The sequence below is a fragment of the Aeromonas allosaccharophila genome (assembly GCF_016026615.1).
GTDB classification, from domain to species: domain Bacteria; phylum Pseudomonadota; class Gammaproteobacteria; order Enterobacterales; family Aeromonadaceae; genus Aeromonas; species Aeromonas allosaccharophila.
Map to the genome: position 1 here is coordinate 254,654 of NZ_CP065745.1, position 24,391 is coordinate 279,044.

A 24,391-nucleotide genomic window follows, 5' to 3' on the forward strand; every position below is an offset into this window, starting at 1 on the left:
ATAATTTTGTCGGGTGCAGCGGGCAGCGCCAGTGCGGTTTACGGTAGAGAGAGGTAAAGGGGGAAAGAGAAAAACAGAGAAGAACAGGGAAGAGGAGAAAAGGTGGCAGAAACGACGCAGGCCCGAACATGGTTCAGGCCTGCGGTTTTTTACAGCGGATGGCGGTTGCCTTCCCAGCGCGCTTACGCCTGTTCGGCCTCGGCCACAGGGGCTGCACCTTCTGTGCTCTCGCTGCCGTTGGCGAAGCGATCGGCCCACAGGGCGATCACGCCGTCACCGGTGACGTTGCAGGCGGTGCCGAAGCTGTCCTGCGCCAGATAGAGGGCGATCATCAGGGCGATGGAGGCTTCACCGAAGCCCAGCATGGAGGTGAGCAGGCCCAGTGCCGACATCACGCCACCACCCGGCGCGCCCGGGGCGGCTATCATGATCACCCCCAGCATCATGATGAAGGGGAGCATGGTCTCGATGCCCGGAATGGCCAGATGCTCGGAGAGGAACATCACCGCGGTGGCGCAGGTCACCAGCGTAATGGTGGAGCCACAGAGGTGAATGGTGGCGCACAGCGGCACGGTGAAGTTGGCGATGCCGTCGCTCACCCCGTTGTTCTTGCTCGACTGCAGGGCGACCGGAATGGTGGCGGCGCTCGACATGGTCCCCAGTGCGGTGAAGTAGGCGGGCAGCATGTTCTTGATAAGCTGGGCCGGTGAGCGGCCAAGGGCCAGACCGGTGCCGATAAACAGCACGGAGAGCCAGATCCAGTGCATCAGGATCGCCATCACCAGCACCACGCCGAAGGTTTTCAGAGTGGCGAATACGGTGCCTTCCACCGTCATCTCGACAAAGACCCCGGCGATATAGAACGGCAGCAGCGGAATGATCACCTTGGCCAGCAGGCGGTCGATGATGTCACGGCCCTGATCGGCGACCCGGCGCAGATCGGTGGCCTGGGTCGCGCTGATGCCGATGCCGAACACAAAGGCGGCGGCCAGTGCCGACATCACGCCAAACAGCGGCGGGATCTCCAGATTGACGTAAGAGGCGAGCTTGATGGCCGTGGCCGTGGTGGGTTCGGCGGCGGTGGTGAGCTGCGGGATCAGGTGGCTTGCCACGGTAAAGGCGAACAGCCCCGCCAGAATGGTGGAGCAGTAGGAGAGGGCCACGGTTTTGCCCAGCAGCTTGCCGGAGTTTTTCGGCAGGCTGGCGATGCCGCTCATGATGAAGAACAGAATGATGAGCGGAATGGTGAAGGTGATCAGCTGACCTATCACTGTCTTGGCCGTAAACAGCACGCGCGCCACCCACTCAGGGGCGTAGAGACCGAGCAAGAGACCGGCAAGGATGCCAGCAATGAGTTTCAGGACAAGTTTCATAAGGAAATCCGGAGTTGGTTGTATTGTCTGTTTTGTTATTAAATTTTGATATTAATCACACTTTCTAACACATAAACCGTGTTATGTCTGCCTTTGCCGCGTTAACGCCGAGTTAAATTTTGTCGATAGTCAAGATCGCCGACTGGTAGTCTGTTTGGCGTTGAACTGGAAAATCCGTGATGAATTAGCCCGTTAGGAGGCCCGATGATCGCCACGCAGCAAGATGACGTATTGGCTGGCGTTTTGGCTTGCGGATTGTGGCGTGTTGGTTGGTATGGTTTTGATCGGCGCCAGTTGCAGCGCTATCCCGGATGTGGTGACCAGTTGCTGTAACTGAGCGTGGCTCATCTCGCCGCTTGGCTGCAGGGAGAAGCAGAGCGGAGCGCCTGCTTTGAGCAGGGCAGCCAGCTGTTGCAACAGGGGGACAAGAGTGGCTGCATCGCTATCAAGCGGGCGACTCAGCCAGATGCCATCGTAAGGGAGCACCGAGTGCATCCGCGCCAGCGGGCAGACCCGTACCGCTTGTCCGGATTGCTGCGAGGCGACTTTGGCGTCGGCCAGCACAGCGTCACAGGCGGTGACCACATACCCTTTGGCACGAAGCCAGCACAGATCCTCCCCTGTACCGCACTGACCATTGAGCAGATGGGCACCGGGTTTGAGGCGCGCCACAAAGGCGACCCGGATGCGGGCGTGCTGATCGTTCAAAGGCTGGGGAGCGGGGATGGCGTCGGAGTGTGGCACAGGGGTTACCTCAAGCAGGGGGCGCACATTTTAACAAATCGGGGCCTGACTACCAAAGCGAGCGGTCAGACCCCGGTTGTTTAGATGTGTGGGAGTTGCCGGAGCCGGTTAGCGGCCACAGGCGGGCCCGTGGGGCTGGGCCAGCATGGTGAACATGCTCTCTATCAGGAAGGCTGATTCACTCTGCAGGTCGATCCGTCCCGGAAAGTGCAGCCAGTTGATGATGTAGCCATCCAGGGTGCAGTGGAGCAGGGTGGCGGCACGCTGCAAGTTAAGGTCAGCCGGCAGCTGGCCCCGGCGTACCGCATTGGCCAGGGTCGTCTCCAGATCCTGAAAAAAGTGGGCTGACTCGCTGCGGATATGCTCGCGCAATGAGATGGCTTCTCCCTCCAGCGATTCGAGATTGAACAATAGGGTGAACATCTGCCGTTGCGCCGGATTGTGAATGAAGCTGTGGAGCACCCCTTCGAAGAAGATACGCAGTTGCCCCAGCGGATCCGGCTCGTCGGTATTGAGGCAGGCATCGAGCTGGTGGGCGAGGGGGCTGCAGAGCTCTTTCCAGAGCGAAATGAAGAGTTCGTCCTTGTTCTTGAAGTGCCAATAGATGGCCCCGCGCGTCAGGTCTGCCGCCCTGGCGATGTCGGTCAGGCTGGTCTTGGCCAGGCCCTGAGAGCAGAACAGATCCAGCGCCGTGCTCATGATGTGGCAGCGGGTTTGCTGCGCCTCTTCTTTGGTTCGTCTGGCCATCGAAATTAGTGCCTCATGCAAGCAAAAAGTCACTTACATACATTTATGAATGTATGTATATTGCCTCATCTTGCGAATATTTACCAACAGGGCCCATGTGGCCCTGATTGTTCATTGACTGGCAAAGGCTCAGGTGTTTCATGCATAAACATATTCTTGCTCGTTCAGTTGGTCTTGCCTTGCTGGCAACAGGCTTGCTGGCAGGTTGTGGTGACAAGGGCGGTGCGCCCCAGGGACAGGGCGGCATGCCCCCCGCGGCGGTCAACGTGGTGACCCTGCAGAGCAGCCCGCTGATGTTGACCTCCGAATTGACCGGCCGCAGCGCCCCGCTGCGAGTGGCCGAAGTGCGTCCGCAGGTGAGCGGCATCATCCTCAAGCGCCTCTTTACCGAGGGGAGCGATGTGAAGGCGGGTGATCTGCTCTATCAGATCGATCCGGCTGTCTATCAGGCGGCGGTTGCCAGCGCCAAAGCCAATGTGGCCAAGGCCGAGGCCAACGAGCAGAGTGCCCGCCTCAAGGCGCAGCGCTATCAGGAGTTGCTCAAGGTCAAATCCATCAGCCGTCAGGACTATGACGACGCCGACGCCAGCTGGAAGCAGGCCAAGGCGGAGATCATGGCGAGCAAGGCGGCCCTGCGCACTGCCGAGATCAATCTCGGTTACACCCGCATCACCGCCCCCATCAGTGGCCGCATCGGTAAATCCGCGGTGACCGAGGGGGCGCTGGTGACTGCCCAGCAGGCTGACAGCCTGACCGCCATTCAGCAGCTAGATCCCATGTATGTGGATGTGCGTCAGTCCACCGCCGATCTGTTGCGCCTCAAGCGACTGGTCGCCGAGGGCAAGCTGACCCAGGACGAGCAGAAGGGGGCCAAGGTGACCTTCCAGCTGGAAGATGGCTCCACTTATGGCGAAGAGGGCTCGTTGCAGTTCTCCGATGTGACCGTGGACGAGACCTCCGGCATGGTGACCCTGCGGGTGATTGTGCCCAACCCTCATCAGTTGCTGCTGCCCGGCATGTTCATGCGCGCCACCCTGCAAGAGGGTGAGCGGGCGCAAGGGCTGCTGGTGCCGCAAACTGCCGTGACTCGCACCCCCAATGGTGGCGCGACCGTGATGGTGGTGACGGCTGACAACAAGGTGGAGCTGCGCAACGTGCAGCTGAGCCGGGTCGTCGGCAGCAACTGGGTGGTGGAGACCGGCCTCACCTCCGGCGAGCGGGTAATTGTGGCTGGCTTGCAGAAAGTACGACCGGGCGCCGTGGTCAATCCCGCTGAGCAGGGCGCCGATGCGCCGTCTGCCCAGGCTGCGTCCAGCACCCCGGCCAACAAGTAGGATGGAGTAATCGCCTCATGGCTCGATTTTTTATAGACAGACCCATTTTTGCCTGGGTGATCGCGCTGGTGATCATGCTGGCGGGTAGCCTGGCCATCATCAAATTGCCGGTCGCCCAGTATCCGAGCATTGCGCCGCCCGCTGTCGGCATTTCCGCCAGCTATCCGGGTGCCTCTGCCAAAACGGTGGAAGACTCGGTGACCCAGATCATCGAACAGAACATGACCGGGCTGGATCACCTGCTCTACATGTCCTCCCAGTCTGACTCCGCGGGTCGGGTGTCGGTGACCCTCACCTTCCAGCCGGGGACCGATCCCGATATCGCCCAGGTGCAGGTGCAGAACAAGCTGCAGCAAGCCATGTCGCTGCTGCCGCAAGAGGTGCAACAGCAGGGGATCCGGGTCCAGAAGACCTCCAGCAGCTTCCTGATGGTCGCGGCCTTCATCTCCAGTGATGGCAGCATGAACAACGACGATCTGGCGGATTATGTGGTCTCCAACATCAAGGAGCCCCTGAGCCGTCTGGACGGGGTAGGGGATATCACCTTGTTCGGCAGCCAGTACTCCATGCGGGTGTGGCTCGATCCCAACAAGCTCAACCGGGTGCAGATGACCCCGGGTGATGTGCAGGCGGCCATCAAGGCGCAGAACGCCCAGGTGGCCTTCGGCAAGCTGGGTGGCACCCCGTCGGTGGAAGATCAGCAGTTCACCGCCACCATCATGGGGCAGACCCGACTCTCCACCGTGGAGCAGTTCAACGACATCCTGCTGCGGGTGAATCAGGATGGCTCCAAGGTCCGGCTCAAAGACGTGGCCCGGGTCGAGCTGGCGGGCGAAAGCTATGACGCCGAGGCGCTCTACAATGGCCAGTCCACCGCGGCAGTCGCCATCAAGCTGGCCACCGGTGCCAACGCGCTGGATACCGCCGAGAAGGTGCGCGCCAAGCTCGACGAGCTGTCGGACTACTTCCCGGCCAACATGAAGATCGTCTACCCCTACGACACCACGCCGTTTGTGAAGATCTCCATCGAGGAGGTGGTGCAGACCCTGATCGAGGCGATCTTCCTGGTGTTCTGCGTCATGTATCTGTTCCTGCAGAACTTCCGCGCCACCCTGATCCCGACCATTGCGGTGCCGGTGGTGCTGCTCGGTACCTTCGGGGTGATGGCGGCGTTTGGCTTCTCCATCAACACCCTCACCATGTTCGGTATGGTGCTGGCCATCGGCCTGTTGGTGGATGACGCCATCGTGGTGGTGGAGAACGTGGAGCGGCTGATGAGCGAGGAGGATCTCTCCCCGCTGGAAGCGACCCGCAAGTCGATGACCCAGATCACCGGCGCACTGGTGGGGATCGCCCTGGTGCTCTCCGCCGTGTTCGTGCCGATGGCCTTCTTCGGTGGCTCGACCGGTGCCATCTATCGCCAGTTCTCGCTGACCATCGTCTCGGCCATGGTGCTGTCGGTGCTGGTGGCGTTGATCCTGACCCCGGCGCTCTGTGCCACCCTGCTCAAGCCGATGAAACATGGCGAGTTCGGTGCCAAGCGTGGTTTCTTTGGCTGGTTCAACCGCGCCTTTGATGCCGGTACCAACCGCTATCAGCGCGGCGTGCGCAAGGTGATCAAGCAGGGTGTGCGTTACAGCCTGATCTACGGCGCCATGCTGGCGGTACTGGCAGTGCTGTTTATGCGGATGCCTACCTCTTTCCTGCCGGAAGAGGATCAGGGGGTCATCATGTCCATGGTGCAACTGCCGGTGGGGGCGACCAAGCAGCGCACCGAGGTGGTGCTGGCGGACATGCGCGACTACTTCCTGAAAAACGAGAAGGATAATGTCGACTCCGTACTGACCGTGTCGGGCTTCAGCTTCGCCGGTAGTGGCCAGAATGCGGGCATGGCCTTTATCAAGCTCAAGGACTGGAGCGAGCGCAAGAGCCCGGATCGCAGCGCAAATGCCATCATCGGCCGCGCCATGGGCTATCTGTTCAGCATCAAGGAGGCGCAAGTGTTCGCCTTCAACCTGCCTCCGATCCCGGAGCTGGGTACGGCGACCGGTTTTGACTTCTTCCTGCAGGATCGCGCCGGCATCGGTCACGACAAGCTGATGGCGGCGCGCAACCAGCTGCTCGGCATGGCGGCGCAGGATCCCAATCTGGTGCGGGTGCGCCCGAACGGGATGGAAGATACGCCGCAGCTCGATATCAAGATCGACTACGAGAAGGCGCTGGCGCAGGGGCTCTCCATCGCGGATATCAACAACACCCTGGCCGCAGCCTGGGGCTCGTCCTACGTCAATGATTTCGTCGACCGGGGCCGGATCAAGAAGGTCTACCTGCAGGCGGATGCCCCCTTCCGGATGAACCCGGAAGATCTCAAGCTCTGGTATGTGCGCAACGCTGCTGGCCAGATGGTGCCCTTCTCCGCCTTTGCCAGCACCGAGTGGAGCTTTGGCTCGCCGCGCCTGGAGCGTTACAACGGCGTACCGGCGATGGAGATCGTCGGGGAAGCGGCGCCCGGCAAGAGTACCGGTGATGCCATGGCCGCCATCGAGCAGATGGTGAAACAGCTGCCTGAAGGGGTGGGCATCGAGTGGACCGGGCTCTCCTTCCAGGAACGTCAGGCCGGTTCACAGGCTCCTGCGCTCTACGCCATCTCCTTGCTGGTGGTGTTCCTCTGTCTGGCGGCCCTCTATGAGAGCTGGAGCATTCCGTTCTCGGTGATGCTGGTGGTGCCGCTCGGGGTACTGGGGGCCATTCTGGCCGCTACCCTGCGCGGGCTGGAGAACGATGTCTACTTCCAGGTGGGTCTGCTCACCACCATCGGCTTGTCGGCGAAGAACGCGATTCTGATCGTGGAGTTTGCCAAAGAGCTCTATGACAAGGGGATGGGGCTGGGCGAGGCTGTGGTGGAGGCGGCGCGGCTGCGTCTGCGGCCGATCCTGATGACCTCGCTTGCCTTTATCCTCGGGGTGCTGCCGCTGGTGATCAGCTCCGGCGCCGGTGCCAGTAGCCGTAACGCCATCGGTACCGGCGTGATGGGGGGGATGATCAGCGCCACCGTGCTGGCCATCTTCTTCGTGCCGCTCTTCTTCGTGCTGGTGATGCGCTACTTCACCAAACACAGCAGCAAAGAAGAACGTCTGACCCATGCCCATGAGTCAAAACATGACTGATGGCATGCAGGTTGAGCTAATTTGAACAGAGTTCAATAAATCGCCAGTCTGCTTTGATCCGGCAGACAATCAAACAGGGCAACCCTATGGGTTGCCCTGTTTTTTACTGAAATTGACACTCAGCGCGCTTCACTAGATGTTTAAAGAAACAGCAACCGGTGCAGTGTGGCTGTGATCAGCCTCGTGTTCAGCCTCAAGTTACCCCCTCTATGGGGTAGTTTTAGCTGTTCATTTTGGGGGGATACGGGATAGAATTCGATGATAAAATCGGGTCTATATGATGAGTTATGTCACGACCATGCTGTGATTGCGTATTGTGATATTCATTACCAAAAACATAATAGAGCTGGAGGACATGATGGCCAACAGCGTGAGCAATATGGTGAAAAGCAGCAAGCTGGGGGCTGTAACTCAATGCGGTAGCCTTAGCCTTTACAAATTTCTGTATAAAATATGAGCGTATCGATATGTCTGTGATATTGCTAATATTGATGCTTCTCATTAAGTTCCAAGTTGTATTCTCCCCTGATTAGTTCAGTCCGATTTAATTGAACTCCAATCTCTCGCAAGAGTATAATTTATATGAAAATTCTCGTTACCGGTGGCGCAGGCTTTATCGGCTCTGCCGTGGTACGCCATATCATTCGTGATACCCAAGATTCCGTTATCAATCTCGATAAACTTACCTATGCTGGCAATCTGGAATCCTTGGCCGATGTATCGACAAGCGATCGTTATGCCTTTGAACAGGTGGATATCTGCAATCGTGCCGAACTGGATCGGGTGTTTGCCCTGCACCAGCCGGATGCCGTGATGCACCTGGCCGCCGAGAGCCACGTTGACCGCTCCATCACAGGGCCGGCTGACTTTATCGAGACAAATATCGTCGGCACCTATATGTTGCTGGAAGCGGCTCGCGCTTACTGGAACGGTCTGGATGAGGTGCGCAAGGCGGCCTTCCGCTTCCACCATATCTCCACCGACGAGGTATATGGTGATCTGCCCCATCCCGATGAAGTCGCCGCCGGTGAGCCATTGCCGCTCTTTACTGAAACCACCCCTTACGCCCCCAGCAGCCCCTATTCGGCCTCCAAAGCCTCCAGCGACCATCTGGTGCGTGCCTGGCGCCGTACCTACGGCTTGCCAACCATCGTCACCAACTGCTCCAACAACTACGGGCCATATCACTTCCCCGAGAAGCTGATCCCGTTGGTGATCCTCAACGCGCTGGATGGCAAGCCGCTGCCGGTCTATGGCAAGGGCGACCAGATCCGTGACTGGCTCTATGTGGAGGACCACGCGCGCGCGCTCTACAAGGTGGTGACCACCGGCTTGGTCGGGGAGACCTACAACATCGGCGGTCATAATGAGAAACAGAATCTGGAGGTGGTACACACCATCTGCGATCTGCTGGACGAGATGGTGCCGAAGGCTGACTCTTATCGTGAGCAAATCACCTATGTGGCGGATCGCCCTGGCCACGATCGCCGTTATGCCATCGATGCCAGCAAGATGAGCGCTGAGCTCGCCTGGCAACCGCAAGAAACTTTCGAGTCGGGCATTCGCAAAACCGTGCAGTGGTATCTGGATAACCAGCAGTGGGTCGGCAACGTCAAGAGCGGTGCCTACCAATCCTGGATTGAGCAGAATTACGGGGAGCGTGCCTGATGCATATTTTGCTGTTTGGCAAAAACGGTCAGGTAGGCTGGGAGCTGCAACGAGCACTGGCGCCGCTGGGACGCATCACGGCCGTTGATTTTGACTCCACCGACTATTGTGGTGATTTCAGCAACCCGACCGGTGTGGCCGACACGGTACGACTGGTCAAGCCGGACGTGATTGTCAACGCCGCTGCCCACACCGCAGTCGACAAGGCCGAAAGTGAGCGGGAGTTTGCCGAGCTGCTCAATGCGACCAGCGTGGCTGCTATCGCCAAAGAAGCGGAAGCATTGGGTGCCTGGTTGGTGCATTACTCCACCGACTATGTGTTCGATGGCAGCGGTGAGCGCCCCTGGGTGGAAACTGATGCAACCGCCCCGCTCAACGTCTATGGCGAAACCAAGCTGGCGGGTGAGCAAGGGGCCGCGCTTTGTCCCCGTCACCTGATCTTCCGCACCAGCTGGGTCTATGCCGCCCGGGGCGCCAACTTTGCCAAGACCATGCTGCGCTTTGGCAAAGAGCGTAGCGAGATGTCAGTCATCAATGACCAGTTCGGCGCCCCGACCGGGGCCGAGTTGCTGGCCGATTGCACCGCCCATGCGATCCGTGTGGCGCAGAGCAAACCCGAGGTTTCCGGGCTGTATCATCTGATAGCCTCCGGTACTACCACCTGGTTTGACTACGCCCAGCTGGTGTTTGCCAAAGCCAGAAAAGCCGGTGTTGAACTGGCGGTGACGCAGCTCAATGCGGTGCCGACCAGCGCCTTCCCGACCCCGGCCAAACGCCCCCATAACTCCCGCCTTGATACCGGAAAATTCCAGCGCACCTTCGATCTGGTGCTGCCGGACTGGACCGTCGGCGTGGAGCGGATGTTGACCGAGATCCTCGGCAAGTAAATTACTGGCCAGGGATGTAGTGACTGCCTCCCTCCCTGGCTGGCAGGGATAAAACGTAAAAGGTGTGGCCGCAAGCCACCCTTTTCTTTTGCAATTTAAAAATAAGAAACAAGCATCATGACCAAACGTAAAGGCATTATTCTGGCCGGTGGCTCAGGCACCCGTCTCTATCCAGTCACCATGGCAGTGAGCAAGCAGCTGCTGCCAATCTATGACAAGCCGATGATCTACTATCCGCTCAGCACCCTGATGCTGGCCGGTATTCGCGATATTTTGATCATCAGTACGCCGCAAGATACCCCCCGTTTTGAGCAATTGCTGGGTGACGGCAGCCAGTGGGGCCTGAATTTGCAATACAAGGTGCAGCCAAGTCCGGACGGGTTGGCACAAGCCTTTATTCTGGGTGAAGAGTTTATCGGGTCAGACTCCTGTGCACTGGTGCTGGGCGACAATATCTTCTACGGCCACGATCTGCAGAAACAGCTGCAGGCGGCAGCGGCCAAGGAGAGCGGTGCTACCGTCTTTGCCTACCACGTGCATGACCCCGAGCGTTATGGGGTGGTGGAATTTGATAAAGAGGGCACCGCTATTTCTCTCGAAGAGAAGCCACTGGTGCCCAAGAGCAACTATGCGGTGACCGGCCTCTATTTCTACGATAACAGCGTGGTAGAGATTGCCAAGCGCCTGAAGCCATCTCCCCGTGGTGAGCTGGAAATCACCGATGTGAACCGCATCTATCTGGAGCAAGGCAATCTGTCGGTGGCGATGATGGGCCGAGGATATGCCTGGCTTGATACTGGTACCCATGAAAGCCTGATTGAAGCGAGTAACTTTATTCAGACCATCGAGACCCGTCAGGGGTTGAAAGTGGCTTGTCCGGAAGAGATTGCCTATCGTCAGAAGTTTATTACTGCCGACCAGATCCGTGAACTTGCAGCTCCGTTGGCAAAGAATGCGTATGGCCAATATTTGCTAAAAATGGTTGCCAAAGCCTGATGTGATATGGGGGGAGGGAAGATAGTCTCTCCAGAAAGATTGAATTGAATGCGGATAGACAGATGAATGTAATCAAAACAGCAATCCCTGATGTGCTTATTTTTGAGCCAAAAGTATTTGGTGATGAGCGTGGTTTTTTCTTCGAGAGTTTCAACCAAAAATTGTTTGAAGAGGCGGTAGGATATCCGGTTAACTTTGTGCAGGATAATCACTCCAAATCGTCGAAAGGGGTATTGCGTGGGTTGCACTATCAGTTGCCGCCCCATGCCCAAGGCAAGCTGGTGCGTTGTGTAGCCGGTGAAGTATTTGATGTGGCGGTAGATATCCGCAAAAGCTCACCGACCTTCGGTCAATGGGTGGGTGTTCATCTTTCAGCAGAAAATAAACGTCAATTGTGGATCCCGGAAGGATTTGCACATGGTTTCGTAACACTGAGTGAGAGTGCTGAATTTTTATATAAAACAACTGACTATTATCATCGTGAGAGTGAAGGCGCTATCGGCTGGAATGACCCTGATATTAGCATTGAATGGCCTGTGGAAAGGGTATTGCTTTCGGAAAAAGATAAGACTGCCCTGAGCTTTGCAGCATATAAAAAGGGTTGATAGATGTTAATTAAATTGGTTGATTTCAGGGTGCTTGGGGATGAAAGAGGATCGTTGATTGCTCTAGAATCCAATAATCAAATACCTTTCGATATCCAGAGAGTGTATTATTTATACGGTACCAAGCCTAGCGTTGCTCGCGGTTTTCATGCCCATAAAAAGTTAAAACAACTTGCTGTTTGCATTAAAGGGTCATGCCGCTTTGTTATGGATGATGGAACTAATAAGCAAGAGGTAGTATTATCAACACCAGATAAAGGGCTGTTCATTGATGCAATGCAATGGCATGAAATGTACGATTTTTCTGAGGATTGTGTACTAATGGTATTGGCTGATCAACTTTATGATGAGTCAGACTATATACGAGACTATATAAAATTTATTGAAGCGGTTAGAATCAATGAGAAAAAATGAAATAATTTTGGCCGCAAATGGCCATGGTGGAATTGTTGCATTTACGTCATTGGCGAAATTTTTCTATAAAATATATTTGATATCTGATGATGATGATTTAGTTGGACTTCTCAGGAGTCAAGATGAAAAGATTAACAATTTTAATGATGTAGATGTTAATATCGTAGTTTGTGCTGCTTACGTTAAAATAATACCAAGTGATGTGTTGAAAGATAGAATTGTTATAAATACGCACCCATCATTACTTCCAACGTATAGAGGGTTTCATAGCCTAGCATGGGCAATGCTAAATAATGAGCCAGAAGTTGGGTTTACCATTCATATTATGAATGAAAATATTGATGATGGTGATATTTTAGCACAGTATAAAGTTTCTGTTGATAGTAAGACATCTAAACAAATAATGGATTTGTTTGATTTGTATGTTCTTGATAATTTGGGTGGCGTTGTTTGTGATTTTTTGGCTGGTAACTTAATTCCAGTTAAGCAAGATTTTTCTAAAGCAACGTGGTGTTGTAAAAGAAATATAAATGATTGCATACTAGACTACACATTAGATTTTGATAGTTTGAATGCAACAATAAGAACTCTTGTTGAACCTTACCCATTGCCAATGTTATCTATAGAAAATAACTTATATGAAATAGTGGAGTCTGAAGTTTTACATCATCCAATAAAAATGCACCTCGGTCGCGTAGTTAATATACAAGGTGGGTGCACATATATTAGTTTTAATCAATGCATATTAAAAGTAAAGAAAGCAAAGCTTTATCAAGGTAACGAGGTTGAATTTCATCGAATGTTTAAAATTGGAAAAAGGCTGCTTAAATGAAAATAAAGAAGTACAACGACTCAGATAAAAAAATATGGGATGAGTTTGTCTCTCTTGCTAAAAATAAGCACTTTTTATTTTTTAGAGATTTTATGGAGTATCATTCCGATAGATTCAATGATCATTCTTTAATGTTCTTTGATGATAGTCAAAAATTACTAGCTATTTTACCTGCCAATAGTGCCGAGGGGGTATTGTTTTCCCATCAAGGGTTGACATTTGGTGGGCTTGTAATCAAAGCGTCAGCCAAGCAAAACGAAGTCAATGAAATATTTAATGCAATACCTCCGTATCTTAAGATGAATGGCTTTTCTAGCCTGATATACAAAAAAATGCCGTATATTTATCATTCTTTCCCCTGTGATGAAGATTTGTACTCTCTTTTTATGGTAAACGCGACTCTCATTCGCCGAGATGTATCATCAACCATAAAGATGAGTAATCCGATAAAATATTCGGAAGGAAGGAAAAGGATTATAAAGAAAGCAAATGCAAGTGGCATTTCTTATCAAGAGTCGGATGACTTGCTCGGCTTTTGGGATAATTTAACGAATGTACTTATGTCGGGGCATGGGGCCAAACCAGTTCATTCATATGATGAAATAGTTTCTCTTAAGAAAATGTTTCCAGAGCAAATAAAAGTTTATGCCGCATATATTAATGAGATGCAAGTTGCAGGTGTGGTAATATTTTTAGCTGATAATGCTGCGCATACTCAGTATCTCTATAACACCGATATAGGAAGAAACATAGGTGCTTTAGATGGGTTGATTGATCATTTGGTTAAAACGGTATTCTTTGATAAAGAGTATTTCGACTTTGGAATCTCTAACGAAAATCAAGGTCGTTACCTCAATGAGGGATTGATTTCTCAAAAGGAGCGTTTTGGCGCTAGGGCTATCGTGCATGATTTTTATGAGATTAAAGCAAATGATTAACTTCCTCGATTTAAAAGCTATCAACAACCAATACCAACAAGAACTAAAAGATGCCTGTGCACGCGTTATTGATTCCGGTTGGTATATCATGGGTAATGAGTTAAGCCAATTTGAAGTCGAATTTGCCGCTTACTGCGGAACCAAGCACGCCATTGGTGTGGCCAATGGGCTTGATGCGTTAATCCTTACCCTACGCGCGTGGAAAGAACTGGGCAAACTGCAAGCCGGTGACGAGGTGATTGTCCAGGCTAATACCTATATTGCTTCTGTGCTGGCCATCACTGAAAATGACTTGGTGCCGGTATTGGTTGAGCCAAACCCTGCAAGCTATAACCTCGACCCCGACACGCTGGCCGCCGCCATTAGCCCCAAAACCAAAGCCATTCTGCCGGTGCATTTATATGGTCAGCTGTGTCCGATGCAAGAAATTATGGCCATAGCCAAACAGCATAATTTATTGGTGCTGGAAGATTGTGCTCAGGCACATGGCGCCGAGATTAATGGCCAACGAGCTGGTAACTGGGGCGATGCGGCTGGATTTAGCTTCTATCCAGGTAAAAATCTCGGTGCCCTTGGTGATGCTGGTGCGATCACGACCAATGACCATCAACTTGCGCAGACACTGAAGGCCTTGCGCAATTATGGTTCTCATAAGAAGTATGAAAACCTGTATCAGGGGGTGAATAGCCGCCTTGATGAGATTCAGGCGGCAATGTTACGTGTAAAGTTGCCGTATCTGGAAGGAGAGACCATTCGTCGCCAGCAAATTGCTCAAGCTTATCGTTCGGGGATCACAAATCCACGGATAACATTGCCTGATGTTATCGATGAGCTGGCACATGTTTGGCACCTGTTTGTTGTGCGCTGTGAAAAGCGTGAAGCATTACAAGCTTATCTAGCCGAGCAAGGTATTCAGACCCTGATCCACTATCCGGTTTCGCCACATAAACAGCAGGCATATAGCCAGTGGAACACTATATCCCTGCCATTGACGGAAGAGATCCATCAGCAAGTTCTTTCTCTTCCGCTTGATCCTACGATGAGTGAAGCGACGGTTGCACAAGTCATTGCGGCTGTTAATGGATTTAATGCATGAAGCGTTTGCTCAAAGTCACCGCGATGACAGGGTTATTGACCCTGCTTAGAATGGCGATGGGATTTGTCATTGCTAAGGTGATGGCTATATATACTGGCCCAACTGGTTTGGCCATGCTTGGGCAGGTGCAGAGCATGGTAGCAAGCTTGAATGGTATTATTAATGCACCGGTAGGAAATGGGGTTGTTCGTTACACAGCTGAGCATCAGGCACAAGGTATAGAAGCCTGCTCACCATGGTGGCGTGCTGCATGGCAATGGGTATTACTTCTCTCTTCTATAATAATCCCAATAGGCTTGCTTTTATCTGAAAGAATCGCTTTCTGGTTATTTCAAGAAAGTGGATTTTATTGGGTTGTTGTAATGACTATTATTGTCTTACCATTGTCAGCTATTGGTACACTATTTAATTCTATCATTAATGGTAAACAACAATACCGCCGTTATGTATGGCTTGGCATGCTCTCTGCAATGGTATCTGGTGGTGTTATGCTGGGTATGATAGCTTTGTATAATATTCAGGGGGCATTATTAGCTGTAGCCGTTCAGTCTGCATTAATCGGTATTGTCATGTTATGTTTCAACTTCCGTGAACCTTGGGCTAATGTTCGCTATTGGTGGGGACATGCTGATGTAAGAGTTCGTAGAGACATTGGTAGTTACATGTTAATGGCTATAACTTCAGCATTAACTGTTCCAATATCTATTATATTTGTCAGGAACATAATTATTGACATAGTCGGATGGGATGCAGCAGGTCAGTGGCAAGCGGTTTGGAAGATATCTGAAGTTTATTTAAGCGTGATTACTATGGCATTAAGTACCTACTATCTGCCTAGATTATCCTCTTTAAAGGGAATTGATGCTATAACAATAGAGATAAATAAGACAGCGAAAGTCGTTATCCCTATAGTTATCGTTATGGCTATAGGTATTTATCTATTACGTGATGTGGCTATTTCACTGCTTTTTACTGAAGCGTTTCGTAGTGCTCGTGACTTGTTTGCTATCCAACTAGCTGGTGATGTGATAAAAATTTTTGCGTGGCTTTATGCATATCCAATGGTATCTCGTGGTGCCACTAAGTGGTTTGTTTTTTCAGAAGTGTTTTTTTCATTTTCCCTTGTCGTTATAACATATATTATGGTCACGTTATATGGAACGATTGGTGCTTGTTTGGCATATTTAAGTAATTATCTTATTTATTTTTTATTTGTTTGCTTTGGATTTAATAAATATTCATCATAGTTCTTTATTTCTTAAGTGGTTGAGTTGAAAGCTTCGACGTGTTTCATAATAAGATATATGTTTTTTATGGGGGGGGGGATGAGAGATAATAAATTATCTGATTTTGAAAAAATAAAGTATATTGCCAGTAAGGAATATCAGTCTGGGAATTATGAGAATGCGCTTAAATGTATTACCTTGGCAGCGGAATTAGCTTATAGATTTAACTTTAGATATGCAGATGATGAATTAGAGAATCTGTGTGTCAAAATAGGGGCGGAGTTTAAATTATCACAAAAAGAACTTACTTACACAGACCTTGTAAAATTTAATAACGCAATTATATTTTATGATTGTTTCGCTTATGATTCACGCGGGTTAACTCAACAATATATTAGAGCTCTTTTGAAATGTAAAGTGCCATTGGTTTTCATTTTAAATAGCGGGAAATCGCTTTGCAATAGTAAAGATATATTTCTAGAGCTAGATGGAAATCCTCTAGTGAGGGTTATAGAGATAGAAAAAAATATATCGTTGATTAATAAAATAGAAGTGATATGTTCAATAGTCAATCAAATCAGTCCCAGTAAAGCATTCCTTCACATGGCGCCGAATGATGCTGTAGGCGTTTCTGCTTGGTCACAGTTTGAGTCTGTAACGAAGTTTCAAATTAATCTCACTGATCATGCATTTTGGTTGGGAGTCTCTTGTCTTGATTATTGTCTTGAGTTTAGGCCATATGGACGTCAATTATCAAAGTATCAAAGGCACATTTCAGAAAAAAAATTAATATATATGCCTTACTATCCAATCATTAAAAGTGACTCCAATTTTGATGGTTTTCCATTTAAGGATTTTACGGGAAATATAAAAATATTTTCAGGTGGTTCCCTGTATAAGTTTTATGGTGATGGTGGGTTATATTTTAGGGTCATGAAGAGAGTGTTGGATAGATATCCAAACACGATACTTATTATTGCCGGTGATGGGCAAAGATCACCATTTAATGAGTTTATATCATCTAATAATTTCTCTGACAGAGTATATTTACTTGGTAATCGTCAAGACTTAAATGCTATATTTAATCACGTAGATATTTACGTGGGCTCATACCCTATTTCTGGTGGATTGATGTCACAAATAGCTGCGTCATCAGGTGTTCCTGTAGTTCAATATTCAAGAGAAGACTTGCCATTAAATATTGTTGAAGCTCTATTACCTAATATCTCACCAGATAATAAAATTACTTTTTTTAACGAAAGCGACTTTTTTAATGAAGTGTCGCGCCTGATAGAAAATTCTGAATATAGACAGAATAGATCATTGTCAATTAAAAACACGCTAATTTCTATAAAAGACTTTGATGAGAGAGTGAGGGTGTTGTTGGATAATCCTTCATGCGCTAGCTTTAATAATGAACCTATTGAATATAAAATAAACACTGTAAAAATCCAAGAAATATACAATGAGTCAGAAATTGAGCAATGCTTGGATTATCGGATGTCATTCATCTCTATTTATAAGATTTTAATTAAAAATGACATGACTTTTTTTATACAAATAGCCTTGTATTTGATTACGTCAAAGCTGGTTATAAAAAAAATAATGAAGAGAATTCTGCATGCAATCTGAATATAAGCCACTCAATCTAATCCTAGATAAAATAAAAGGTGCTGTATATTCCTTTATTTTTGAACTTCGTTGGCGTAAGCACAATCGACATAATTATACATGTGCAAATAGTATATTTGACACTACAAGAGTAAGTGTTGGAGAATATACATATGGCAATTTAAATGTCATGTCATGGGGGCATAATAATGAGCTATTAAAAATTGGCTCATATGTATCTATTGCTGATAATGTCTATTTTATTCTCGGCGGAAATCATGAAGTTCGAGGCTACATGACATACCCAGTAATGGCAAAACGAGGATTAGATAAATTTCTTGATGCAAAATCAAAAGGACCAATTATCATAGAGAATGACGTATGGATTGGATTTGGCGTTATAATATTATCTGGTGTAACAATAGGTAGGGGATCTGTTGTCGCTGCGGGAAGCGTAGTTACTAAGTCCTTCGAGCCTTATTCTATAATAGGTGGAAATCCAGCCAAATTAATTAAACGTCGTTTTGAAATTCCCGAATATGAAATTATGATGAATGTTGATGTCGGTTGTCTAGATATAAATTTATTGAGTAATGAACAGATAACTATCTTATATGATAAGCCTTGTGTTGAAAATTGTAAAAAATTAGAATTGTAAATATTTTAAACTAAAACTATTATTAATAATAGGTGCAATATGATAGATATTGTTATCGCTACATATAATCCTAGCGTGTATCTACTAGAACAAATAGACTCAATTCTATCTCAAGAAGCTATACATAAGGTTTCTAGGATTATAATCGTCGATGACAGCTCAGTAGATACAAAATATTTGAAGTTGGCGATTAAAAAGGATTCTCGCATAGAGTTTTATAACAATGACTCTGGTAGAAATGGCGCAAAAAATAACTTTTCTTATGGGCTTTCTTTAACATCCGCTGCTTTTGTTATGACCTGTGATCAGGATGATGTGTGGCTACCACATAAAGTTGAGCTTAGCCTTGATACTATAATGAAATTGGATGGAAACTACCCCTGTTTAGTTTCAACGGATGTAATGGTCGTTGATAGTGAGTTATCTGTAATACATGAATCATTTTTAAATTATAAAGGTGTAAAGCTACCGCAAGATGCACGATCTAATAATATTTTGTATCGTAACATATTTCCAGGATGCTCGATGATCTTCAATAGAAAACTATTGGATATTGCGCTGCCTATCCCCGAAGAGGCCATTATGCATGATTGGTGGTTAATATCGGTGGCCTCTCTTATTGGACAAACATCTTATTGTTTACAACCAACAATGTTATATCGACAACATGATTCTAATTGTATAGGTGCAAAGCAGAGCTCTCTTCTTTCTGCTTTCAAGGCAAGAAGTATAATGGATAATTTAAGCTTGTTAGAAAAGCACTATCTCAGTATTAAAATGCAAAATCGAGTTATTTATGAGCGATTTATGTTAGGGGAGAATAAAAGTGTTAACTCTGAGCTAGAGACATTTTTGCATACAGAAGGAATTCTTTATGAATCACTAAAATTCTCTAAATATTTGAGAATGGGGTTTGTTAAGTCATTGCTGTACTTTTGTTTCATTTCTTATAAAAAGATTTTTCGACAATAAACATAATTTTCATAGTTAAATCAACGAATGAAATTCTATACTGATAAATAGACCCAGTTCCCCATCTATACGGCTATCCTTGAACTTCTATTTTGCCTATTTTTCATAGTGAAATTCGTTTGGTCAGATTTATTGGGCCGGTAATCAATATTAACCATATGTTGGTAATGACTTTTTTATTGTTCTACTTCTATCTTTCAGGGCCCATAATTTGAGGAGGCTAAATAACTGATCCCAATAGTGCTACACCTTCGCTGTGCCATAGCCATTACTCGGGAAAGGAGACACGGTATCCATGAAGTGTTTTCGGGCCAGCAGGCTGGCCATTCCTCTGCATTGATGATTGCGCGTGATGGTTTCATGTAACTGGTGCCACAGCCGTTCTATGTGATTAACCCAAGGACTGTAAACTGGCTGGAACACCAAGCAGAACTTGGGGTTTTTCTTCAACCATCGCTCGGTCTGTTTGCTTTTGTGAATGATGTAGTTATCGAGGATCAGCGTGATGGTTTTAGCTCGTCGGTAGTGGCGACGCAGCTTTCCCAGCATGGCGATAAACAGGGATGAGTTTTTCTTTATCCCACTGACGTAAAGCACTCTTCCGTTGCCTGCATGGAGAACGCCTGCCATGTAATGTTTCGCGTTCTGTCCCGGTGTGACAACCCGCTTTTGCTGCGCTCTGAACATCCAGTCGGCCCCTAATTTGGGATTGAGGTCTATATCGACTTCATCCTCATAAAACACCGGATTATCGGCATCACAGCGGGCCAGCGCAGCGTCGATATCCGCCATTTTTTCCTGATAGGAAGGGTCTTTTATCCGCAAGGTCGGCACGGGCCTTCGCCAGACAATGCCCATACGCGGTAACCATCGACGGAGCGTGGAGGCTGCCATATTGAGGCCTGTTAACCGATTGATTTTGATAGCCAATAGCTCAGTACACCAGCGGCTGCGCTGATAACCAAAATCTTGCGGAGAAAACTGCATGAGCAGCACCAGTAAGGTGACAATCTTGGCGACAGGTAAGACCGGGGCACGGCGTAACTGTTCACCCAGATGGCATTGACAGGAAAAAGTGAGACGATCATCCCTTGATCCACTGTTGCCCCTTGCCTGATCCCGCCAGCTTGGCACCATCACGTCATGAGCAAACCCATTACGCCACCACCCGGCCTGCCGCTGACCCTCGAGCAAGCCAACGAGCTGATTTACAAGCTGATGGCGCGCATCGCCGAGCTTGAAGACCGCCTCAACCAAAACAGCAATAACTCCTCCAAGCCCCCCTCCACTGATGGCTCGGGGACCCCGCCTGCGCGCAAGCGCCCCGCTTCCGGCAAGGCTCGTGGTGCCCAGCCTGGCCACAAGGGGCAGCGGCGTGAACGTCATCCTGAGGACGACCGACTGACGGCAATACCACACTATCCTGCCCGGCAGTGCGCCTGCTGTGGTGAGCAGGTGGTGTCCCATGACAAGCCCTACCGGGTTCATCAGGTGTTTGACCTGCCCGAGGTCAGCTATGTGGTGACAGAGCATCAGCTGTATCGGGGCACCTGCCGTGGGTGCGTCACCACCAGTGAAGCAGCCCTGCCCGATACGGTGAGCCACAGCCAGATGGGGGCTAATCTGCTGAGCTATATCGCTTTGCAGAGTGGTCAGTTCCACCAGAGCATCAGCAAGATACAGCAGCAGCTCAAGCAGCACTTCGGTTTGAGCTTTAGCCGAGGCGCCATCAGTGAAGCGCAAGGCCGGGTCAGCGCCATGCTCACCCCGACCCACCAAGCCATCAAACAGCAAGTGCAGTCTGCCGCCATCATCCATGCCGATGAAACCCGGCACCAGCGGGGCGGTGAGCGACGCTGGATGTGGCTGGCCCTGAGCAAGGTCGCGGTCTGCTTCATGACGGCGTTTGGCCGCGGTCAGGAGGCAGCGAAGCGGTTGCTGGGCAGTGAGCTTGATGGGGTGCTGGTGACCGACCAGTATGCGGGATACCGCTTCATCGACAGCGCCCAGCGCCAACTGTGCTGGGCGCATGTGCTGCGCAACGTGGCGGCGATTGCCGAGAGTAGCGACGCCGTCAACCAGCCTATCGGAGCCCGGCTGGTACTGCTGGCTGACACGGTGTTCAGAACCCGGCATGGCTATGAACAAGGCTGCTTAAGCCGGGAGCAGTACCAGCGAAGGTTGCAGCGATGTCGGCAAAGCTGGCGAAGGCAGCTGGAGCGGGGCAGTGTACTGTGTTCCAAGCGCTACCGTGGGCGCTGCCAGTTACTGCTCAAGGACGATGAGATGCTATGGCGTTTTATGGAAAACGACGAGATAGCGCTGACCAACAATGAAGCGGAGCGGGCGCTGCGTGGCTATGTGCTGTGGCGCAAGGGAAGCTATGGCGTCTGGTCGCATCGAGGCGAGCAGTTCAGGCAGCGTATCCTATCGTTGGTGGAGACGGCCAAGCGATTGGGCCGCTGCCCGCAGGAGTGGCTGAGGGCAGTTGTCAGGTCCTGCATCGAGAAAACCGACTACCCGTTCCCGGAGGAGTTGGTGCTGTCAACACCGTCCCGGTGAACGGTTACGGCACGGCCAGCCGGTAAGGCTTCTAACGCACCCACACCTTCATCCCGATACCACCGAAGCCAACGGCCGATGGTCGAGCGAGCCGCGCCGGTAAGGTGATGAACATCAGTGATCGTGCGACCTTCATGTAACAGCAAGATGGCCATCAAGCGACGAGCATGCCCTTTATCACGCGTGGCATGGATGATTTTGTGAATGCGGCGCCGTTGTGGTCGTGGCAGGGGTGGTAGGATAGGCATCAACTCAGTCCTTTGGGTGTGACTTGTTTTGTTTGGCGACTAATGAGATCGCACAAACTGGACTGAGTTCCCTTCCTCCAGTGATCTACTATTCGGAACAGCTATTTAGTAATAAATAGATTTTATTGTGTTTTACTATCGAGTATATTTATTTTTTGAGATTAATCTTTAGGGGCGAGAATGAGAAAAAGAATTATGGTTATGAGTCGTTACCCTGCTGAAGGCGCTAGCTCAAGACTACGATTGTTACAATACTTACCTTTTATCACTACTGGCCATGATGATTTTTATGTAGCATCGTTCTTTAACGAAAAGTATATGCTATTTCTTAATGGAAAGAGAAAACTACCATATCTCAATATTATTTGGTGTTATATAAGGCGTTTTTTTCATTGTTTATCATGTGTTTTTTTTGACACGATATGGGTAGAAAAAGAGATCTTTCCCTATTTACCTAGTTGGTTTGAGCGTTTTTTTGTCCTTGTAGGGAAAAGAGTTGTTGTTGACTATGATGATGCGGTGTATCTACAATATAAAAATGGTAATTTAAAAAAGTTTCTATTGGGAAATAAAATTGAAAAGGTGATGAAGCATGCATCACTAGTTATTGCAGGAAATAGAAATTTGGCGGATAAGGCAAAGTTATCCGGTGCTGAAAACGTTTTGATTATACCTACAGTGATTGACATCCGTCGTTATCCTCAAGATCCAAATTACAATTACAGAGATAAAGTCTCTTACATCGGATGGATCGGCTCTCCATCAACGGAGAAATATCTAATTGAAATGAAAGATGCTCTGTCATCTATCTGTGAAAAATTTTCTGTAAAACTCTTGGTTGTTGGTGCTAGTGATAAGATTTTAAGTCATTTTAAGAATAATCATATTGAATTGGTTTCATGGTCTGCAGATAGTGAAGTGGAGCTAATTAAAAAAATGGACATTGGGATCATGCCATTAATAGACAATGAGTGGGAAAAGGGTAAGTGTGGATATAAAATAATTCAGTATATGGCCGTCGGCATTCCAGTAATTGCTTCCCCAATAGGAGTTAATGTTGATATTGTAAATGACTCGAAATCAGGATTGCTAGCATCTACACAAGATGAGTGGATTTCTGCATGTTCTACGCTCATATCGTCAAGTGCTCTCCGTGAAATGTATGGAAAAAATGGACGTGCAGCGGTCGAAAATATATATTGTGTTCAACAACAATACAAGTCGATAAAAGAGTCATTAATAATCAACTGAGCGTTATTTCATGGGTTCTTATATTGCATATATATTTCCTTATATTATTTTATCATTGTTTGCAATTAGGCATAATGGAATATTACGAGGTAAGTTCCCGTGGATACTTTTTTATGTTTTTTTATGTTTATTCATTGGGTTTAGAGAGTCTATTGGCGGGGACTGGCTGCTATATAATAAATTCTTTATTGAGATATCAAAGCTTTCATTTTTTGATGCGATCAGGTATACAGACCCAGCATATGCGGCTATAAACTGGATTGTTGGAAGAACATTCGGGACTATATATATAGTTAATTTTATCTGTGCGCTTATTTTTTTTAGTTGTATATTCATTTTTTGCTCCAAGCAGCCATATCCATGGTTGTGTTTAGCTGTTTTATATCCATACTTAATTGTTGTTGTGGGAATGGGTTACACTAGACAGTCTGTAGCAATTGGATTGTCCTTATTAGCAGTTTCATTCTTCTTGGATGGTAAAGTATACAGATCACTTCTGGTTATTATGCTATCTGTGCTTTTTCATAAGTCTTCACTATCATTTATTCCTGTGTTTATATTAGGACTTAATAATAGAAAAGTTATTTTTTCTATGTTGTTATTTTTTATTGCAATGATGACTTATATATATCTTTTTTATTGGGGTCATATATCAGAACTATATATAAAAAATTTAGTCTATTCGCAGGGTGCAGTTTTACGTGTCGGTCTAGGGGTTTTTATCTTATGTCTATATTTTATGGTGAATCCATCTCCATCATTTTTTTTGTTTGCGGATAGACAGTCTGATTTACTAAGAAGTGGAGTTATAGTTACATGCATATCTATGATTCTAGTTTTTTACTATCCAACACTAGTGGATAGATTTTACTTGTACTTTATATATTTTCAACCACTTTTATTGATGCTGGTTTTAGATAGGATTCATGATTCTAAATATTTTCGTCACGTCGTGGCATTTTTTTTGTTGCTATATTTTTCTGTGTTACTTATTTGGTTATACCTCTCTCCATTCGCAAATTTGTTTTGGCTTCCATATAAAAACATCTTGAGTATTTAAAT

The 24,391-nt window shown here is 48.5% G+C and carries 20 protein-coding genes and 2 pseudogenes; 17 read left to right on the forward strand and 5 right to left on the reverse strand.

What is annotated here, in order from left to right; translation table 11 throughout:
- Positions 1–182: 182 nt before the first annotated feature.
- From I6G90_RS01115 to I6G90_RS01125, 3 genes are all read right to left on the reverse strand, one after another.
- Positions 183–1,373, reverse strand: a complete 1,191-nt coding sequence (locus I6G90_RS01115; RefSeq protein WP_197929336.1) for a dicarboxylate/amino acid:cation symporter — start codon at positions 1,371–1,373, stop codon at positions 183–185.
- 192 nt (positions 1,374–1,565) lie between these two features.
- Positions 1,566–2,117, reverse strand: coding sequence for a methyltransferase domain-containing protein (locus I6G90_RS01120; RefSeq protein ID WP_197929338.1), 552 nt, complete (start codon positions 2,115–2,117; stop codon positions 1,566–1,568).
- 108 nt (positions 2,118–2,225) lie between these two features.
- The gene (locus I6G90_RS01125; protein WP_197929340.1) at positions 2,226–2,864 is read right to left on the reverse strand and encodes a TetR family transcriptional regulator; all 639 of its coding nucleotides are present in this window, start codon (positions 2,862–2,864) and stop codon (positions 2,226–2,228) included.
- A 140-nt stretch (positions 2,865–3,004) separates the two neighbouring features.
- Here I6G90_RS01125 and I6G90_RS01130 point away from each other — a divergent pair, with 140 nt between their 5' ends.
- The 14 genes from I6G90_RS01130 to I6G90_RS01195 all read left to right on the forward strand — a co-directional run bounded on the left by I6G90_RS01130 (position 3,005) and on the right by I6G90_RS01195 (position 19,268).
- On the forward strand, positions 3,005–4,198 hold the full coding sequence (locus I6G90_RS01130; RefSeq protein ID WP_197929342.1) for an efflux RND transporter periplasmic adaptor subunit: 1,194 nt from the start codon (positions 3,005–3,007) through the stop codon (positions 4,196–4,198).
- Between the two features lie 17 nt (positions 4,199–4,215).
- Positions 4,216–7,365 (forward strand): efflux RND transporter permease subunit, encoded by a 3,150-nt coding sequence (locus I6G90_RS01135; RefSeq protein WP_197929344.1) that lies wholly within the window; start codon positions 4,216–4,218, stop codon positions 7,363–7,365.
- A gap of 582 nt (positions 7,366–7,947) precedes the next feature.
- Positions 7,948–9,033 carry a dTDP-glucose 4,6-dehydratase gene (gene rfbB, locus I6G90_RS01140; protein ID WP_197929346.1) on the forward strand — a complete coding sequence of 362 codons (1,086 nt, stop codon included), beginning with the start codon at positions 7,948–7,950 and terminating at the stop codon, positions 9,031–9,033.
- Positions 9,033–9,920, forward strand: a complete 888-nt coding sequence (gene rfbD / locus I6G90_RS01145; RefSeq protein ID WP_197929348.1) for a dTDP-4-dehydrorhamnose reductase — start codon at positions 9,033–9,035, stop codon at positions 9,918–9,920. The genes rfbB and rfbD overlap by 1 nt, the downstream gene beginning before the upstream one ends.
- 117 nt (positions 9,921–10,037) lie before the next feature.
- The gene (gene rfbA / locus I6G90_RS01150; protein WP_197929350.1) at positions 10,038–10,916 is read left to right on the forward strand and encodes a glucose-1-phosphate thymidylyltransferase RfbA; all 879 of its coding nucleotides are present in this window, start codon (positions 10,038–10,040) and stop codon (positions 10,914–10,916) included.
- A 62-nt stretch (positions 10,917–10,978) separates the two neighbouring features.
- Positions 10,979–11,521: a dTDP-4-dehydrorhamnose 3,5-epimerase gene (rfbC, locus tag I6G90_RS01155; protein ID WP_197929352.1), complete on the forward strand. Its 543-nt coding sequence runs from the start codon at positions 10,979–10,981 to the stop codon at positions 11,519–11,521.
- A 3-nt stretch (positions 11,522–11,524) separates the two neighbouring features.
- On the forward strand, positions 11,525–11,935 hold the full coding sequence (locus I6G90_RS01160) for a sugar 3,4-ketoisomerase (RefSeq protein ID WP_197929354.1): 411 nt from the start codon (positions 11,525–11,527) through the stop codon (positions 11,933–11,935).
- Positions 11,922–12,767, forward strand: a complete 846-nt coding sequence (locus I6G90_RS01165) for a formyltransferase family protein (RefSeq protein ID WP_113738826.1) — start codon at positions 11,922–11,924, stop codon at positions 12,765–12,767. The genes I6G90_RS01160 and I6G90_RS01165 overlap by 14 nt, the downstream gene beginning before the upstream one ends.
- Complete coding sequence (locus I6G90_RS01170) at positions 12,764–13,705, forward strand: GNAT family N-acetyltransferase (RefSeq protein WP_197929356.1); 942 nt, start codon at positions 12,764–12,766, stop codon at positions 13,703–13,705. The genes I6G90_RS01165 and I6G90_RS01170 overlap by 4 nt, the downstream gene beginning before the upstream one ends.
- The gene (locus I6G90_RS01175) at positions 13,683–14,801 is read left to right on the forward strand and encodes a DegT/DnrJ/EryC1/StrS family aminotransferase (RefSeq protein ID WP_232254395.1); all 1,119 of its coding nucleotides are present in this window, start codon (positions 13,683–13,685) and stop codon (positions 14,799–14,801) included. Before I6G90_RS01170 ends, I6G90_RS01175 begins: the two co-directional genes overlap by 23 nt.
- Positions 14,798–16,048 (forward strand): O-antigen translocase, encoded by a 1,251-nt coding sequence (locus I6G90_RS01180; RefSeq protein ID WP_197929358.1) that lies wholly within the window; start codon positions 14,798–14,800, stop codon positions 16,046–16,048. The genes I6G90_RS01175 and I6G90_RS01180 overlap by 4 nt, the downstream gene beginning before the upstream one ends.
- 78 nt (positions 16,049–16,126) lie before the next feature.
- Positions 16,127–17,659 carry a glycosyltransferase family 4 protein gene (locus tag I6G90_RS01185; RefSeq protein ID WP_197929360.1) on the forward strand — a complete coding sequence of 511 codons (1,533 nt, stop codon included), beginning with the start codon at positions 16,127–16,129 and terminating at the stop codon, positions 17,657–17,659.
- Complete coding sequence (locus tag I6G90_RS21370) at positions 17,649–18,296, forward strand: CatB-related O-acetyltransferase (protein WP_197929361.1); 648 nt, start codon at positions 17,649–17,651, stop codon at positions 18,294–18,296. The genes I6G90_RS01185 and I6G90_RS21370 overlap by 11 nt, the downstream gene beginning before the upstream one ends.
- A 39-nt stretch (positions 18,297–18,335) precedes the next feature.
- A complete protein-coding gene (locus tag I6G90_RS01195) occupies positions 18,336–19,268 on the forward strand; it encodes a glycosyltransferase family 2 protein (RefSeq protein ID WP_197929362.1) in 933 nt (310 codons plus the stop codon).
- A gap of 243 nt (positions 19,269–19,511) precedes the next feature.
- Here the strand turns inward: I6G90_RS01195 and I6G90_RS01200 are convergent.
- Positions 19,512–20,306 (reverse strand): annotated as a pseudogene (locus I6G90_RS01200) (IS630 family transposase); the annotation flags it as partial.
- A gap of 105 nt (positions 20,307–20,411) precedes the next feature.
- Between I6G90_RS01200 and I6G90_RS01205 the strand changes: the two are divergent.
- Positions 20,412–21,830 (forward strand): IS66-like element ISAs21 family transposase, encoded by a 1,419-nt coding sequence (locus tag I6G90_RS01205; protein ID WP_004576012.1) that lies wholly within the window; start codon positions 20,412–20,414, stop codon positions 21,828–21,830.
- An 8-nt stretch (positions 21,831–21,838) separates the two neighbouring features.
- Here the strand turns inward: I6G90_RS01205 and I6G90_RS01210 are convergent.
- Positions 21,839–22,078 (reverse strand): annotated as a pseudogene (locus I6G90_RS01210) (helix-turn-helix domain-containing protein); the annotation flags it as partial.
- A gap of 201 nt (positions 22,079–22,279) precedes the next feature.
- Here I6G90_RS01210 and I6G90_RS01215 point away from each other — a divergent pair.
- Positions 22,280–23,329 (forward strand): glycosyltransferase family 4 protein, encoded by a 1,050-nt coding sequence (locus tag I6G90_RS01215; RefSeq protein WP_197929363.1) that lies wholly within the window; start codon positions 22,280–22,282, stop codon positions 23,327–23,329.
- 10 nt (positions 23,330–23,339) lie between these two features.
- Positions 23,340–24,389, forward strand: a complete 1,050-nt coding sequence (locus tag I6G90_RS21465; protein WP_197929364.1) for an EpsG family protein — start codon at positions 23,340–23,342, stop codon at positions 24,387–24,389.
- The last annotated feature ends 2 nt before the right edge of the window (positions 24,390–24,391 follow it).

Excerpts from the sequence above, each read along its gene's own strand:
- I6G90_RS01215 (WP_197929363.1), top strand. The coding sequence starts at position 22,280 with ATGAGTCGTTACCCTGCTGAAGGCGCTAGCTCAAGACTACGATTGTTA.
- I6G90_RS01185 (WP_197929360.1), top strand. The coding sequence starts at position 16,127 with ATGAGAGATAATAAATTATCTGATTTTGAAAAAATAAAGTATATTGCC.
- I6G90_RS01125 (WP_197929340.1), bottom strand. The coding sequence starts at position 2,864 with ATGGCCAGACGAACCAAAGAAGAGGCGCAGCAAACCCGCTGCCACATC.
- rfbA (WP_197929350.1), top strand. The coding sequence starts at position 10,038 with ATGACCAAACGTAAAGGCATTATTCTGGCCGGTGGCTCAGGCACCCGT.
- I6G90_RS01205 (WP_004576012.1), top strand. The coding sequence starts at position 20,412 with ATGAGCAAACCCATTACGCCACCACCCGGCCTGCCGCTGACCCTCGAG.
- rfbD (WP_197929348.1), top strand. The coding sequence starts at position 9,033 with ATGCATATTTTGCTGTTTGGCAAAAACGGTCAGGTAGGCTGGGAGCTG.
- rfbC (WP_197929352.1), top strand. The coding sequence starts at position 10,979 with ATGAATGTAATCAAAACAGCAATCCCTGATGTGCTTATTTTTGAGCCA.
- I6G90_RS21465 (WP_197929364.1), top strand. The coding sequence starts at position 23,340 with ATGGGTTCTTATATTGCATATATATTTCCTTATATTATTTTATCATTG.
- I6G90_RS01170 (WP_197929356.1), top strand. The coding sequence starts at position 12,764 with ATGAAAATAAAGAAGTACAACGACTCAGATAAAAAAATATGGGATGAG.
- I6G90_RS01180 (WP_197929358.1), top strand. The coding sequence starts at position 14,798 with ATGAAGCGTTTGCTCAAAGTCACCGCGATGACAGGGTTATTGACCCTG.
- rfbB (WP_197929346.1), top strand. The coding sequence starts at position 7,948 with ATGAAAATTCTCGTTACCGGTGGCGCAGGCTTTATCGGCTCTGCCGTG.
- I6G90_RS01130 (WP_197929342.1), top strand. The coding sequence starts at position 3,005 with ATGCATAAACATATTCTTGCTCGTTCAGTTGGTCTTGCCTTGCTGGCA.
- I6G90_RS01160 (WP_197929354.1), top strand. The coding sequence starts at position 11,525 with ATGTTAATTAAATTGGTTGATTTCAGGGTGCTTGGGGATGAAAGAGGA.
- I6G90_RS01175 (WP_232254395.1), top strand. The coding sequence starts at position 13,683 with ATGAGATTAAAGCAAATGATTAACTTCCTCGATTTAAAAGCTATCAAC.
- I6G90_RS21370 (WP_197929361.1), top strand. The coding sequence starts at position 17,649 with ATGCAATCTGAATATAAGCCACTCAATCTAATCCTAGATAAAATAAAA.
- I6G90_RS01165 (WP_113738826.1), top strand. The coding sequence starts at position 11,922 with ATGAGAAAAAATGAAATAATTTTGGCCGCAAATGGCCATGGTGGAATT.
- I6G90_RS01115 (WP_197929336.1), bottom strand. The coding sequence starts at position 1,373 with ATGAAACTTGTCCTGAAACTCATTGCTGGCATCCTTGCCGGTCTCTTG.
- I6G90_RS01195 (WP_197929362.1), top strand. The coding sequence starts at position 18,336 with ATGATAGATATTGTTATCGCTACATATAATCCTAGCGTGTATCTACTA.
- I6G90_RS01135 (WP_197929344.1), top strand. The coding sequence starts at position 4,216 with ATGGCTCGATTTTTTATAGACAGACCCATTTTTGCCTGGGTGATCGCG.